The sequence below is a fragment of the Phreatobacter aquiterrae genome, from assembly GCF_053471285.1.
Map to the genome: position 1 here is coordinate 1 of NZ_JBJPHW010000002.1, position 13132 is coordinate 13132.

Annotated in this window: 12 protein-coding genes, 1 tRNA gene and 1 pseudogene; 8 read left to right on the plus strand and 6 right to left on the minus strand. The window is 68.5% G+C overall.

Annotated features, from left to right (window positions below):
• Positions 1 to 166, plus strand: a pseudogene (locus ACJ4V0_RS02490) (IS3 family transposase); the annotation flags it as partial.
• Between the two features lie 38 nt (positions 167 to 204).
• On the opposite strand, the gene ACJ4V0_RS02495 reads toward ACJ4V0_RS02490, so the two are convergent.
• Both ACJ4V0_RS02495 and ACJ4V0_RS02500 read right to left on the minus strand, forming a co-directional pair.
• Positions 205 to 690 carry a DUF6538 domain-containing protein gene (locus tag ACJ4V0_RS02495; RefSeq protein ID WP_448297976.1) on the minus strand — a complete coding sequence of 162 codons (486 nt, stop codon included), beginning with the start codon at positions 688 to 690 and terminating at the stop codon, positions 205 to 207.
• A gap of 63 nt (positions 691 to 753) precedes the next feature.
• A tRNA-Gln gene (locus tag ACJ4V0_RS02500) sits at positions 754 to 827 on the minus strand.
• Positions 828 to 1036: 209 nt separating this feature from the next.
• Here ACJ4V0_RS02500 and ACJ4V0_RS02505 point away from each other — a divergent pair.
• The 3 genes from ACJ4V0_RS02505 (at position 1037) to ACJ4V0_RS02515 (ending at position 3440) form a co-directional block, all read left to right on the plus strand.
• Positions 1037 to 2167: a Ppx/GppA phosphatase family protein gene (locus tag ACJ4V0_RS02505; protein ID WP_448297977.1), complete on the plus strand. Its 1131-nt coding sequence runs from the start codon at positions 1037 to 1039 to the stop codon at positions 2165 to 2167.
• Positions 2164 to 2883 (plus strand): RlmE family RNA methyltransferase, encoded by a 720-nt coding sequence (locus ACJ4V0_RS02510; RefSeq protein ID WP_448297978.1) that lies wholly within the window; start codon positions 2164 to 2166, stop codon positions 2881 to 2883. The genes ACJ4V0_RS02505 and ACJ4V0_RS02510 overlap by 4 nt, the downstream gene beginning before the upstream one ends.
• 68 nt (positions 2884 to 2951) lie before the next feature.
• Positions 2952 to 3440: a DUF3237 domain-containing protein gene (locus tag ACJ4V0_RS02515; RefSeq protein ID WP_448297979.1), complete on the plus strand. Its 489-nt coding sequence runs from the start codon at positions 2952 to 2954 to the stop codon at positions 3438 to 3440.
• On the opposite strand, the gene ACJ4V0_RS02520 is transcribed toward ACJ4V0_RS02515, so the two are convergent.
• Entirely contained in the window at positions 3428 to 3697 is a 270-nt protein-coding gene (locus tag ACJ4V0_RS02520) for a hypothetical protein (RefSeq protein ID WP_448297980.1), read from the minus strand. The genes ACJ4V0_RS02515 and ACJ4V0_RS02520 overlap by 13 nt on opposite strands.
• Positions 3694 to 5382, minus strand: coding sequence for an FAD-dependent monooxygenase (locus tag ACJ4V0_RS02525; RefSeq protein WP_448297981.1), 1689 nt, complete (start codon positions 5380 to 5382; stop codon positions 3694 to 3696). The genes ACJ4V0_RS02520 and ACJ4V0_RS02525 overlap by 4 nt, the downstream gene beginning before the upstream one ends.
• A 180-nt stretch (positions 5383 to 5562) precedes the next feature.
• Between ACJ4V0_RS02525 and ACJ4V0_RS02530 the strand changes: the two genes are divergently transcribed.
• Complete coding sequence (locus tag ACJ4V0_RS02530) at positions 5563 to 5775, plus strand: YgaP family membrane protein (RefSeq protein ID WP_448297982.1); 213 nt, start codon at positions 5563 to 5565, stop codon at positions 5773 to 5775.
• Between the two features lie 2 nt (positions 5776 to 5777).
• On the opposite strand, the gene ACJ4V0_RS02535 is transcribed toward ACJ4V0_RS02530, so the two are convergent.
• Positions 5778 to 6803 (minus strand): histone deacetylase family protein, encoded by a 1026-nt coding sequence (locus ACJ4V0_RS02535; protein WP_448297983.1) that lies wholly within the window; start codon positions 6801 to 6803, stop codon positions 5778 to 5780.
• Positions 6804 to 7234: 431 nt separating this feature from the next.
• On the opposite strand from ACJ4V0_RS02535, the gene ACJ4V0_RS02540 reads away from it, so the two are divergent.
• From ACJ4V0_RS02540 to ACJ4V0_RS02550, 3 genes are all read left to right on the plus strand, one after another.
• Complete coding sequence (locus ACJ4V0_RS02540) at positions 7235 to 8524, plus strand: ArgE/DapE family deacylase (RefSeq protein WP_448297984.1); 1290 nt, start codon at positions 7235 to 7237, stop codon at positions 8522 to 8524.
• 38 nt (positions 8525 to 8562) lie between these two features.
• Positions 8563 to 9846, plus strand: a complete 1284-nt coding sequence (locus tag ACJ4V0_RS02545) for an ArgE/DapE family deacylase (protein ID WP_448297985.1) — start codon at positions 8563 to 8565, stop codon at positions 9844 to 9846.
• 81 nt (positions 9847 to 9927) lie between these two features.
• Entirely contained in the window at positions 9928 to 11226 is a 1299-nt protein-coding gene (locus ACJ4V0_RS02550) for an amidase (RefSeq protein WP_448297986.1), read from the plus strand.
• Positions 11227 to 11300: 74 nt separating this feature from the next.
• On the opposite strand, the gene ACJ4V0_RS02555 is transcribed toward ACJ4V0_RS02550, so the two are convergent.
• Positions 11301 to 13001 carry a methyl-accepting chemotaxis protein gene (locus ACJ4V0_RS02555; RefSeq protein WP_448297987.1) on the minus strand — a complete coding sequence of 567 codons (1701 nt, stop codon included), beginning with the start codon at positions 12999 to 13001 and terminating at the stop codon, positions 11301 to 11303.
• Positions 13002 to 13132: the final 131 nt, after the last annotated feature.

A 13132-nucleotide genomic window follows, 5' to 3' on the forward strand; every position in this document is an offset into this window, starting at 1 on the left:
TCGGCTCGGGCCGTGGAAATCCTTCGAGGCCGTCGAATACAAGACCCTCGAGTGGGTCGATTGGTTCAACCACCAGCGCCTGCTGGAGCCGATCGGCAACATCCCGCCCGCTGAGGCGGAAGCCAACAATTATGCAGCCCTTGAGAACCTCAAAATGGCCGCGTAGGACTCAAGCAATCTGCCCTCCGGCAAACCCAGAGCGGTTCAGAGTACTCCTAGCGCCAACTCCATCCACTGGGCCTTGGTCACCTCCGCCCCACCTGCGAGACCATCGGCAATGTGATCGATGGCGCGAACATCCCGCCTTCTGATGTCTGCCTTCATCTGCCGAATTTGATGGTTCAGCCCCGCCAAGTCTGCGTCCGCGGCCGTGGGGTGCCCATAGAGTTCTGCGGAGTGCACCGGTCGTCCATGGGGGGTGGTGAGGTGCTTCACCCGCATCTTCGCCAACTTCGCCCGCAGATAAGTCCGCAGCGTTGCCTGAACATCGAAATCTGTCATGCCGTGCATCTTGAAGAACGCCTCGAAGGCCGCGTCGAGACTCAAGGATAGGGCCTCAGCGGCCCGGAACTTATCCGTCCCGAGGGACAGGGCAACCTCACCTCGCAACGGCCGTGGCAGTCGCCGGCGGTAGGTGTAGATGCCCCGCTTGCGCGTGATGTAGGAGCAGTGTGGGACCATCGAGCCCATGAGGATGCCTTCCAGCAGGGTGGAGGGCCGAAAAGCTCGATGGATCAGCTACTTGATAAGGTGTGGCTGGGGGACCTGGATTCGAACCAAGATTCTCGGAGTCAGAGTCCGATGTTCTACCGTTGAACTATCCCCCAGCAGCCCCCGAAGAGGCGCGTCGCCGGTGCGAGGCGCGGTCATAATCGATTGGCGCGGAGGGTTCAAGCCCCGCCGCTCCGCCTTTTGTCCTGATACTGCAAGTGGCTTGCGGCGAGGCTTCACCCTGATACACTTTCGCCAACTGAACAGATCAACCGTCCATCCGTCGAACCCTTTGGCGTTCCGGTGGCCGGTGGGAAAGGTCGCCATGGCCCACGAACCGCCGCGCGGTTCGCCGGGATATTCGGGCGTGCGTCCGGGGACGGAGGCCGGAGCGGGCGACAACCGCATCCAGCCGCCACCACGGCCGCGACGGCTTTATGCCGCGCTCGATCTCGGTACCAACAATTGTCGCCTGCTGGTGGCCAAGCCCGAGGGCGCGAGCTTCCGCGTCGTCGATGCCTTTTCGCGCATCGTGCGCCTTGGCGAGGGTCTGGCGCAGACCGGCCGCCTGAGCGAGGCGGCCATGGACCGCGCCGTGGAGGCGCTGAAGATCTGCCGCATGAAGCTGCGCGACCGGCAGGTGGTGCGCGCCCGCCTCATCGCCACCGAGGCCTGCCGGCAGGCCGTCAACGGCGACGCGTTCATCGCCCGCGTCAAGGACGAGACCGGTCTGGCTCTGGAGGTGGTCGACCGCCACACCGAGGCGCAGCTCGCCGCCCAGGGCTGCGTGCCGCTGGCCGATCCCCGCGCCCGCGGTGTCATCCTCTTCGACATCGGCGGCGGCTCCTCCGAGCTCGTCTGGCTGCTGCCGCGGGGGCCAGGCCGGCACGGCGGTCCGCCGACGGCCGAGATTCTCGGCTGGACCTCGCTGCCCGTCGGCGTCGTGACGCTGGCCGAACGGCACGACGGCAAGCACGTCACCCGCGAGGGCTTCCAGCGCATGGTTGACGAGGTGGCCGCCATGGTCGAGCCCTTCGCCCACCGGGAGGCGATCCAGGCGCAGATCGAGCACCTGCACATGCTCGGCACGTCGGGCACGGTCACGACGCTCGCCGGCGTCCATCTCGGCCTGCCGAAATATGACCGCCGGCGCGTCGACGGCGCCTGGCTGGGCGCCGACGAGGTCGACGTCATCCTCGAGCAGCTGCTCGACATGACCTACGAGGACCGCATCGCCCATCCCTGCATCGGCGCAGAACGGGCGGACCTCGTTCTCGCCGGCTGCGCCATTCTCGAGGGCATGCGCCGGCACTTCCCCTGCCAGCGGTTGCGCGTCGCCGACCGGGGCCTGCGCGAGGGCATTCTCGTCAGCCTGATGCGGCAGGACGGCGTGTGGCGGCGACCCTTCCATGGTCAGCATGACCAGCGACCCGCCGGACCGGGAGGCGCCCGATGACGACCAAGACCGGCGGTGGCCGCCAGCTCGCGGTGCGCCTGAAGACCGCGAAGAAGCGCACCACCAGCCAGCAGAAATGGCTGGAGCGCCAGCTCAACGATCCTTACGTCGCCCGCGCCAAGCGCGAGGGCTGGCGCTCGCGCGCCGCCTTCAAGCTGATCGAGATCGACGACAGGGCGAAGATCCTGAAGCCCGGCCAGCGCATCGTCGACCTCGGCGCCGCGCCCGGCGGCTGGCTTCAGGTGGCGGCCAAGCGCATCGGCCTCGACCAGGGCCGCGGCAAGATCGTCGGCATCGACCTCCTCGACATCGATCCCGTTCCCGGCGTCGCCTTCATGAAGGGCGACTTCACTACGGACGACGCGCCTCAAAAGCTCAAGGAGATGCTCGGCGGCGAGGCCGACGTGGTGCTGTCCGACATGGCGGCCAATGCCACTGGTCACCGCAAGACCGACCAGTTCAAGATCATTTATCTCGCCGAACTCGCCATCCACTTCGCGCGCGAGGTGCTGGCGCCCGGCGGCCATTTCCTCTGCAAGGTGCTGCAGGGCGGCACGGAAGGCGACCTTCTCGGCGACCTGAAGCGCGACTTCACCACGGTGAAACATATCAAGCCGCAGGCGAGCCGCGCCGATTCCAAGGAACTCTACGTGCTGGCCATGGGCTTCCGCGGACGCGGGCTGACGGATCAGGCTACCGACACCGATCAGGGTTAAATCCGGCGGCCTTCCGGCGGAACCTGCGGTCGGCTTAGTCTTGGTGTGCGGATTCGGAAGGGGGCCCCATGCCGTCAGGCGACGAGACCCACCACAGCTACCTGCCACCGATGGCCGGGCGGTTTCCCCTCGCCCTGCCCGCCACCCGCTTTCTCTACGAAGCCGTCGTCGAACTCCTGCCGACCCGCGCCCTGGGCAAGGGTCCGCTCGGCGAGCGGCGCATCGTGCCCATCACCGGCGGCACGTTCGAGGGCCCGGACATCCGCGGCACAGTGCTGCCGGGTGGCGCCGATCGCCAGCTCGTGCGCGCGGACGGGCTGCTGCTGCTCGACGCCTTCTACGAGATGGAGACCGACGACGGCGCGGTCATCACCGTGCGCAATTCGGCCAAGGTCCACTACGGCCCGGACGGCCGGCGCGAGGCCTTCTCGACCCTCGAACTCACCGCGCCGGAAGGGCGCTATGACTGGCTCAACCGCGGCGTCCATGTCGGCACGGTCGACGTGCTGAGGCCGGAGCGCGAGGCGGTGGTCGTGCGGGTGTATCAACTGGTCTGAGGCGGCCGTGGCCGCTGCGCCGAGGGACCCGGCAGGGGCTGCGCCTCTATGCCGAGGTTTCGCAGCGCCGTCGCGACGCAATCGCCGAAATCGACCCCGGCGCCGGCCCGATGCGCCAGAACCATGGCCAGCTTGGTCAGAAAGACCGCTTCATTCGCCTCGCCGGCACGGTCGATCCCCAGGGCGAGCGTCTCATAGACGGTTTCCAGCGCATCGAAGGTGAGAGGCTCGGGGGCCGGCGGCGGCGATGCTGTCATGACGGCCTCCCGAGGCCTGCGTCGAGGGTGGCGAGGATCTCGTCGGCGACCGGCTGCTTCCAGCGGCCGGCGACGTGCAGGTCAGGGCGGATGAGATAGACCGTGCCCGGCGCCGCATCGTAGGCAGCGGCGAGGACGCCCTGCGGGTCATGGAGCGGGAGGGCGTTTGCCGCGACCGCCGGCGTCGCGCCGACAAGCAGGACCCGCAGCGGCGGATGCCGGCGATCCATCGCCGCGAGGAGCGGCGCGAGCGAGGGCAGCGTCGCGCCATCGGTGAAGACCAGAGCCGTGAAGCCTTCGCCCATGTGGTCGGTCAGGAAGCTCTCGCCGAGACGGATATTGCGCATGGCGGCGCCCGAGTCTGGACCGGCGGCGAAGTCCCTGTCGCGCCGCGCGAAGGGCGTCAGCGGGCTCTGCGCATAGGTGTAGGGCTGCATCTGGCGCGGGTTGGCGAAGCCTTTGGCGAAATCCTCGGTGAGCGCCAGCGACAGCACCGCCTCGCGCACCAGGGCGAACCCGCGCGTCGGCGGCGTCATGAAGCGGGTGCTTTTCGCCGCATTGGCGAAGACGTCGAGCGTCGCGCCGCGGCGTTCGGGCGAGTAGCTGTCGATCAGCGCCTCCTCGGCCTCGCCCTTCAGCACGAAGGCGAGCTTCCATCCGATGTTCTGCGCATCCGCCAGACCGTTATTCAGGCCGCGCACACCGAAGATCGGCACGATGTGGGCGGCATCGCCGATAAAGACCACCCGGCCGTGGCGATAGTCGTCGAGGGCCAGCGTGTTGGCCGTGTAGATCGACCACCATTCGAGCTCCCACGGCCCGTCATGGCCGATGTCGGCGAGGATGGCACCGACGCGCGCGCGGATTGTCCCCTCGCGCACCGCCTCCTCCGGATCCTCGCCCTCGCGCAACTGATAGTCGACCCGCCAGATGTCTTCCGGCTGCTTGTGCATCAGCACGGTGCCGCCGGGATTGGAGGCCGGGTCGAAGAAGGCGCGCCGCTCGGTCGGGTAGTCATGGGCCATTTTCACGTCGGCGATGACGTAGCGCCCCTCGTAGTTGTCGCCCTTCAGGCGCAGGCCAAGCTGGGTGCGGATCGGGCTGCGGGCGCCGTCAGCGGCGAGTACCCAGGCCGCCTGGAGCGGATAGGAACCATGCGGCGAGGCCACCGTCAGCGTCACACCGCCGGTGCGATTCTCCGTCGCCGTGACCTCGCTCTGCCAGCGAAAATCGACGAGGCCCGTCGCCATGCAGGCGTCGAACAGGAACTGCTCGGTATACTGTTGTTCAAGATTGTACATCGGCCGGAACTTCTCGTCCGCCGAGTCCGGCATGGTCAGGCGGTAGATCTCGCGGCCGCGATAGTAGCTGCGGCCCGTGGTCCAGCCGAGCGACTTGGCGAGGAAGGCGTCGACTGCCCCCACCTGCTCGAAGATGTGGAAGCTCTGGCGGGCGATGCAGGTGGCGCGGCTGCCGTCGTTGAAAGTCGGCTTGGCGTCGAGCACGAGCGAGCGCACGCCGTACTTCGCCAGCGTCAGGGCCGCCGTCATGCCGACGGGACCGGCTCCGACGATCACGACCGGATGGACCTCGCGGGCGCCGTCGAGCTCGGGCGCGCGCACGGCGTCGAAATGCGGATAGGTGAAGTAGAGGGACTCCAGCGGACCCCTGCCCTGCGGCCTCACGCGCCTCTCCCGTCCCTGCCGCTTGTCGCCGCGGCCCTTGCCGTCTCAGGGGAGCGGGGCAGGAGAAAGGTGTCAAGCGATGGCCACGCGGCAATCGCGCACTTGCATGACCGGCGAAAGAGCGTCTGATGATCGCGTCGGCGCCTCTCCCCGCGCCGGCGGATCGATGAGGAGGTTTCCATGACCACCAATATCGGCGGCACCGACCGCATCCTGCGCATCGTGGCAGGCATCGCACTGCTGCTGTTCGCCATCACCGGCGTCCCGGCCACCGGCTTCAACTGGGTCGGCTGGATCGGCATCGTGCCGCTCGTCACCGCGGCTCTCGGCTGGTGCCCGGCCTACACCCTTCTCGGCATGAACACCTGCCCGGTGTCGAACCGGCAGGGCTGACCTCAGGCCGCGGCTTCGAACCCGCCGAGCACGGCCGTGAGATTGGGCCCGAGCCGGTCGGAGAGATAGCCGCCCTCCTGCACGAAGAGCGCCGGCAGGCCCATCCGCGCGATGGCCTCGCCGGCACGGCGGAAGCCGTCTGCCGTCACCTTGGCGCCGCCGAAGGGATCGTCGGCGGAGGCGTCGAGGCCGAGCGCGACGACGAGCATCCCCGGCGTGAAGGCGGCAATCGTCTTCGCCGCCGATTCAACCGCGGCGACATAGACCTCGTCGCCGGAACCGACCGGGATCGGCAGGTTGAGGTTGGCCCCCTCGCCGGCCCCGGTGCCGCGCTCGTGCGCATAGCCCCAGAAGAAGGGGTAGAAGCGCGACGGGTCGGCGTGGACCGAGACGGTCAGCACGTCGGGCCGGTCGTAGAAGATGTCCTGCGTGCCGTTGCCGTGGTGGATGTCGATGTCGAGGATGGCCACCCGGTCATGGACGGAGCGCAGGTACTGCGCGGCGATTGCCGTGTTGTTGAGGAAGCAGTGGCCGCCGGCCGCATCGCGATAGGCGTGGTGGCCGGGCGGGCGGCAGAGCGCATAGGCAGCCCGCTCGCCGTCGATGACGAGTTCAGCGGCCGTCACCGCCACGTCCGTCGCCGATGAGGCCGCCAGCCAGGTGTCCGGCCCGATGCCGCAGGCCATGTCCTGCATGTACCAGCCGGCCCGGCCGGTGATGGATTGCGGCATGGTGCCGCCGCGGCGGACGGGATGGACATTGCCGAGCACCTCGTCGGAGGCGTCGGCCAGTGTCTGCCACTCGGCCGAGGCCTCCTCCATGAAGCGCAGGAAGTCGACGGAGTGGACGCCGAGGCGCGGGCCCTGACCGAAGGTCTCACTCGGCACCAAGACATGGTTGCCGGCCTTGAGCCCCGCCATCAGCCGCTCGGCGCGCTCCGGGCGCTCCTCGCCCTGCGCGAACTTGCCACGCAGGATGAAGCGCTTGGGGTCGTGGCCCTTGTGGAGGTCGGTGAAGACGGCTTTCATGATGGGATTCGACCGGGCTGGAGAGGTTTGCGCCATGTTCCCCGGATGGAGGGCCGAGGCAAGGGCGACGCGCGGCGGGGTGGTTTGCGCGAGCGCGTCAGAAGTTCTGAGAATTGCATCAGGCAAGTGCGTCCTTCGAGGCTCGCCTTTCAGGCTCGCACCTCAGGATGAGGGCGGGAACGCGTTGCACCAAGGTTCCGGTCGGTGCCAGCAACCTTCCTCCTCATCCTGAGGTGCGAGCCCGGCGATGCGTGAGCATCGCCCGGAGGCGAGCCTCGAAGGACGCACCTCCCCGATGCAGAGCGGCACGTTCAGTGCGAACCCCGCCCCGCTCCCCGATACACCGCCTGCCGCGCATCTCGGCTGCGCCCGCGGCGGTTGATCGACCGGCGGGCGCAGATAGGCTCGCGGCTCCCGCCACGGATGCCGTCATGCCTCTCGATCCCGCGCTCGCCGCCAAGATCATCGCCGCCGTCGACGCCGGCTTCGACCGCCAGATGGTCCTGACCGCCGATCTCGTCCGCTTCGCCTCGACGCGCGGGCGCGAGCACGCCTGCCAGGATTTCGTGCTCGGCGAGATGAAGCGTCGCGGCTGGGCGACCGAGCGCTTCACCATGGAGCCCGCGGCGCTCGCCCGTCATCCCGGCGGCTCACCGGTCACCGAGGATCATTCCGACGCCCCGATCGTCGTCGGCATCCACCGGCCGCGCGCGGAGACCGGCCGCACGCTGATCCTGCAGAGCCATGTGGACGTGGTGCCGGCGGGGCCGCGCGAACTCTGGTCGCGCGATCCCTTCGACCCGCATATGGAGGGCGACTGGTTCTACGGACGTGGTGGAGCCGACATGAAGGCCGGCCATGCCGCCATGTTCGCCGTCTTCGACGCCCTCGCCGCCATCGGCCTGCAGCCGGCCGCAACAGTGACGGTGCAATCCGTCGTCGAGGAGGAATCCACAGGCAACGGCGCGCTGCAATGCCACCTGCGCGGCTACAGGGCGGATGCCGTACTGATCCCGGAGCCGGAGGACGAGAAGCTCATCCGCGCCAATACCGGCGTCGTCTGGTTCCGTGTCGAGGTGGCGGGCCTGCCCGTCCATGTCAGCCAGGCCGGCACGGGGCAGAACGCCATCGAAGCGACGCATGGCGTCATACGGGCGCTGCGGGACCTCGAGGCGCGCTGGAACGCCAAGAAGGCCGACTTCCGTCACTTCGAGGACGTCGACCATCCGATCAACCTCAACATCGGCATGATCGAGGGCGGCGACTGGGCCTCCTCCGTGCCGGCCTGGTGCGCCATCGACTGCCGCATCGCCATCTATCCCGGCGAGCCGGCCGAAACCATGATGCGCGCCGTCGAGGAGGCGGTGACGGGCGCGGCGCGGTCCGACAGGTTCCTCGCCAACAATCCCCCGCGCGTCACCTTCACGGGCTTCACGACGGAAGGCTATGCGCTGGAACCGGGTTCGGAGGCCGAGGCCGTGCTCGCGCGCGCCCATGAGACGGCGACCGGCGAGACGCTCCAGGACCTTGTGACGCCCGGCTATCTCGATACCCGCGTCTATGCCCTCTACGACCGCATTCCCGCGCTCTGCTACGGCCCGATCTCAGAGAACATCCACGGTTTCGACGAGCGTTTCTCGATGGCCAGCATGCGCCGCGTCACGCGCGCCATGGCGCTGTTCGTCGCCGAATGGTGCGGCGTCGAGCCGACCCAGCCCTGATCCTTCCCCTCCATCGCCTACTGTCCGGAGCATTGCCCATGGCCCTCGACCCCGTCCTCGCCGACAAGATCATCAAAGCCGTCGATGACGGCTTCGACGCCCAGCTCGACTATCTCAAGACGCTGGTGCGCTATCCCTCCCAGCGCGGCGACGAGCACGCGGTGCAGGACTTCGTGTTCCAGGAACTGCGCAAGCGCGGCTTCGCCATGGAGCGCTTCGCCATGGACGAGGAGGCGATCAAGCGCCACCCCGGCGGCTCGCCCTTCTCCGACACGCACTCCACCGCGCCGATCGTGGTCGGCATCCACCGACCGAAGGCGGAGACCGGCCGCAGCCTCATCATGCAGGGCCATATCGACATCGTGCCGCCGGGTCCGCTGGAGATGTGGACGTCGCCGCCCTACGAGCCGCGCATCGACGGCGACTGGTTCTACGGCCGCGGCGCCGGCGACATGAAGGCTGGTCACGGCGCCATGGTCGCCGTCTTCGACGCGCTGCAGCGGGCCGGCGTGCAGCCGGCCGCGACCGTCTATGTCCAGTCGGTGGTGGAAGAGGAATCGACCGGCAACGGTGCGCTGCAGTGCCACCTGCGCGGCTACAAGGCCGAGGCGGCGCTGATCCCCGAACCGAGCCAGGGCAAGATCACCCGCGGCAATGTCGGCGTTGTCTGGTTCCAGTTCACCGTGCAGGGGCACCCGGTCCATGTCCGCGAGGCCGGCGCCGGCCAGAACGCCATCGAGGCGGCCTTCGGCGTCATCCGGAAGCTGCGCGAGCTCGAGGCCTTCTGGAACACCAAGACGAAGGACTACCCGCTGTTCAAGGACGAGGCGCACCCGATCAACCTCAACATCGGCAAGATCAAGGGCGGCGACTGGGCCTCCTCGGTGCCGGCCTGGTGCACCGTCGACTGCCGCATCTCCATCTTCCCGGGCGAGAAGCCGCAGGAGATGATGCGCGCCATCGAGGACACCATCGCCAGGGCGGCGCGAGAGGACCGTTTCCTTGCCAACAACCCGCCGAAGGTGGTCTGGAACGGCTTCACCACCGAGGGCTACATCCTGAAGCCCGGCTCCGAGGCCGAGGCGGTTCTCGGTCGCGCCCATCAGCGCGCCTGGGGCGAGCCGCTGCAGGAGAGCGTCACGCCGGCCTATCTCGACGGCCGGGTCTATGCGCTGTTCGACGACATCCCGACGCTGAACTACGGCCCCTCGGCCGAGCGGGTGCATGGCTTCGACGAGCGCTTCTCCATTGAGAGCCTGCGCAAAGCGACGAAGTCGATGGCCCTGTTCGTCGCCGAGTGGTGCGGAACCGAACCGGCCTGAGCCCGACGGCTGCCCTGCGCTTGACCGGAGCAGGCGGGGCAGCCGACAGTCTTCCGATCGCATTGCCCTGGAGTGCCGTACATGCCCGCATCCGTCCGCGACGCGCTGGAAGCCTCGCTCGCCCGCATCGACGATCCGAAGTCCGACGGGCGCGTGACCTTCACGAAGGTTTATGCAGACCGTGCACGGGCGGAGGCCGATGCTGCCGATGCGCGGGCCAAGGCGGGGGTGAAGCTCTCGCCGCTGGACGGCTGGGTCATCTCGATCAAGGACCTTTTCGACGTCGCCGGAGAGGTGACGACGGCCGGCTCCACGATCCTCAGGTCGCAGCCGCCGGCATCCGTCGACGCGCCGACGATCGCGCGGCTCCGGCAGGCCGGCTGCGTCATCGTCGGCAAGACCAACATGAGCGAGTTCGCCTTCTCGGGCATCGGCATCAATCCGCATTACGGCACGCCCGGCAACGCCGCCGACAAGAGCCGCGTTCCCGGCGGTTCGTCCTCAGGCGCGGGCGTCTCGGTGGCCGAGGGCACGGTGCGCATGGGCCTCGGCACCGACACGGGCGGTTCCATCCGCATTCCGGCGGGCCTCAACGGCTGCGTCGGCTTCAAGCCGACCTACGGGCGTATCCCGACCACGGGCGCCTTCCCCCTGTCCTACGCGCTCGATTCCATCGGTCCGCTGGCGAAGACCGTCGCCGACTGCGCTGCGACAGACGCGGTGCTGGCCGGCGAGGAGCCGTGGACGCTGACGCCTGCGCCGCTCGCCGGCCTCAGGCTCGCCATCCCGCGCGGCCGGCTGTTCGGGCAAATCGAGCCGGAGGTGGAACAGGCCTTCGAGGCCGCCGTGGCGCGGCTCGCCAAGGCCGGCGCCCGGGTCACCGAGATCTCGATCGAGGACCTTCTGCAGGACCTTGCCGACGCCATGGCGAAAGCGCCGTTCGTGGCGATGGAGGCAGCCGCCGTCCACGCCGAGTGGCTGGAGGACCGCGCGCGCGACTTCGATCCGCGCGTGCTGGCGCGCGTGCGCATCGGCGCCAAGGCCGCGGCCCCCGACTACATCCGCCTCGTCAACAGGCGCGCCGAACTCGTGATGCAAATGCGGGACCGGCTGGCCGATGTCGATGCCCTCATCCTGCCGACGACGCCGATCCGGGCGCCGAAGATCTCTGACCTCACGGCGAGTGACGACCAGTTCTGGACCGCCAACGGCCTGATGCTGCGCAACACCACGATGGGCAACATCTTCGCATTCACCGGCATCTCGATCCCCTGCCCGGCGGTGAAGGGCCTGCCGGTCGGCTTCATGATGACGGCGCTCGGGGGGCAGGATCGCCGCCTGCTGCGCATGGCGGCGGCGGTGGAAGCCGCCTTCGCCTGATCCACGGCGTCCCTGCCGAACGCAAAAGGCCCGCCGAAACCGGCGGGCCTTTGACTTTGTCGGGCAGATGCGGCTCAGGCGGCCTTGACCTCGTCGAGGAAGGCGCCGACGGCCTGGCGCAGGCCGTGAATGTCGGTCTCCAGCCCTTTGGCGACATCGTTCAACGAGCCCACTGCCGAGGAAACGCCGCGCAGGCGCTCCGACACCATGCCGATGGACTGGCCGGCCGTCTGGGCGACGCTGGCGGTTCCCTCAACGCTGACGCCGATTTCCTGCGTCGCCTGGGCCTGCTGGTCGATGGCGGTGGAGATGGCCTCGCTCGCCCGGCGCATGCGCACGACCGTGTCGGTGATGCCGCCCATCGACGAGACGCTGCGTCCGGTCGCCTGCTGGATCGAGGCCACCTGCGCGGCGATGTCCTCGGTCGCGCGGGCCGTCTGCGAGGCGAGTTGCTTGACCTCGGAGGCGACGACGGCGAAGCCGCGGCCCGCCTCACCGGCGCGGGCGGCCTCGATGGTGGCGTTGAGGGCCAGCAGGTTGGTCTGCTCGGCGATGGCGCGGATCAGTTCCACCACCTCGCCGATCTTCTCGCCCATGGCTGCAAGTCCGGAGACGTCGGCCGCGGCCGACTCGACCGCCTGCGTCGCCTCGGACGAGACCTTCATCGCCTCTTCCGTCTGGCGACGGATCTCGACGATGGCGGCGTTGAGTTCCTCGGTCGCACCGGCAATGCCGGTGACACGGTGGAGGGTCTCCTCGGTGGCCTGCACCGTATCGCGCGCACCGACTTCGGCGGCCTCCCCCGACTCCGAGACCGTGCCGGTGGCACCCGTCACCGAGACGGCGCGGGAGGCTACGCGGTCGAGGACCGAGCCAATGGCGGCATCGAACTGACTGACCGCCTGCTCCATGGCGGCGCGCCGCGCCTGCTGGGCCGCCATGCGCTCGCCTTCGGCGGCACGCATCTGGGCGCGCTCGGCAAGGCTCGCGCCGAGGCTGTCGACGGCGCGGGCGATCAGGCCGATCTCGTCCTGGCGGCCGGCATGGCGCGACATGTCGACGGTGCGGTCCTCGGCGAGGCTGTTGATGGCGTCGGCCGCCTCGCGCACCGGCTTCAGGAAGCGGGTGAGCAGGAGGAAGACGCCGACCGCGGCGGTGATCGTCAGCAGGGCGAGCGCGATGATGACGCCCTGGCGCATGGTCGCGGCGGAGGCGTCGGCGGCGCCCTTGCTGATGCCGGCGCCGACCGCGCCGATGACCTTGTTGTCGGCGGTGACGATCGGCACGTATCGGGCGATGCGCGGGATATTGGCGACGACGATATGGTCGGTCATGACCTCGCCGCGGTTGATCGCCTTGGCGATGGCCGAAGCCGCGGGAATGCGGGTGCCGATGACACGGTTGCCCTGGGCGTCCTTCACCGAGCTGGAGTGGCGGATCAGATCGCCTGTGGCGGGGTCTGTGCGGAACATCGAGGCGGCATCGCTCGCATGATCAACGATGCGGTGGTCGCCCTCGGCCGGCAGAGCGTTGCCGCGCACCCGCAGCACGACGCCGGCGGATGAGCGCTCAAGCTTGCCTCCCTCCAGCCCGAGTTCGACAGCCTTGGCCATGGCCACGGTGCGCTCGGTGATCTGCGATTCGACGATCTCGGCCATGCGGGCGTCGATCTGCGACACGGCGTAGAAGCCGGCGCCGACAGCGACGGCGGTGATCATCAGTGCCGAGAAGGCGGCGACCTTCGCAGCGAGAGGAAGACGGGAGAGGAAGCGCATGGATACCCCGATGGTTAACGTGATGCCAACCATCAGACAGAGCCCTTAACAAACGGTATCAAGAAACCTATGCGGAACGAGAAATATCAACATTCTCCATGACTTACGTAACGTCAACCGTGCAGTTTTCC

Coding starts and splice junctions, on each gene's coding strand:
- ACJ4V0_RS02510 (WP_448297978.1), top strand. CDS start 2,164: ATGACGACCAAGACCGGCGGTGGCCGCCAGCTCGCGGTGCGCCTGAAG.
- ACJ4V0_RS02515 (WP_448297979.1), top strand. CDS start 2,952: ATGCCGTCAGGCGACGAGACCCACCACAGCTACCTGCCACCGATGGCC.
- ACJ4V0_RS02540 (WP_448297984.1), top strand. CDS start 7,235: ATGCCTCTCGATCCCGCGCTCGCCGCCAAGATCATCGCCGCCGTCGAC.
- ACJ4V0_RS02550 (WP_448297986.1), top strand. CDS start 9,928: ATGCCCGCATCCGTCCGCGACGCGCTGGAAGCCTCGCTCGCCCGCATC.
- ACJ4V0_RS02530 (WP_448297982.1), top strand. CDS start 5,563: ATGACCACCAATATCGGCGGCACCGACCGCATCCTGCGCATCGTGGCA.
- ACJ4V0_RS02535 (WP_448297983.1), bottom strand. CDS start 6,803: ATGAAAGCCGTCTTCACCGACCTCCACAAGGGCCACGACCCCAAGCGC.
- ACJ4V0_RS02495 (WP_448297976.1), bottom strand. CDS start 690: ATGGGCTCGATGGTCCCACACTGCTCCTACATCACGCGCAAGCGGGGC.
- ACJ4V0_RS02555 (WP_448297987.1), bottom strand. CDS start 13,001: ATGCGCTTCCTCTCCCGTCTTCCTCTCGCTGCGAAGGTCGCCGCCTTC.
- ACJ4V0_RS02520 (WP_448297980.1), bottom strand. CDS start 3,697: ATGACAGCATCGCCGCCGCCGGCCCCCGAGCCTCTCACCTTCGATGCG.
- ACJ4V0_RS02505 (WP_448297977.1), top strand. CDS start 1,037: ATGGCCCACGAACCGCCGCGCGGTTCGCCGGGATATTCGGGCGTGCGT.
- ACJ4V0_RS02545 (WP_448297985.1), top strand. CDS start 8,563: ATGGCCCTCGACCCCGTCCTCGCCGACAAGATCATCAAAGCCGTCGAT.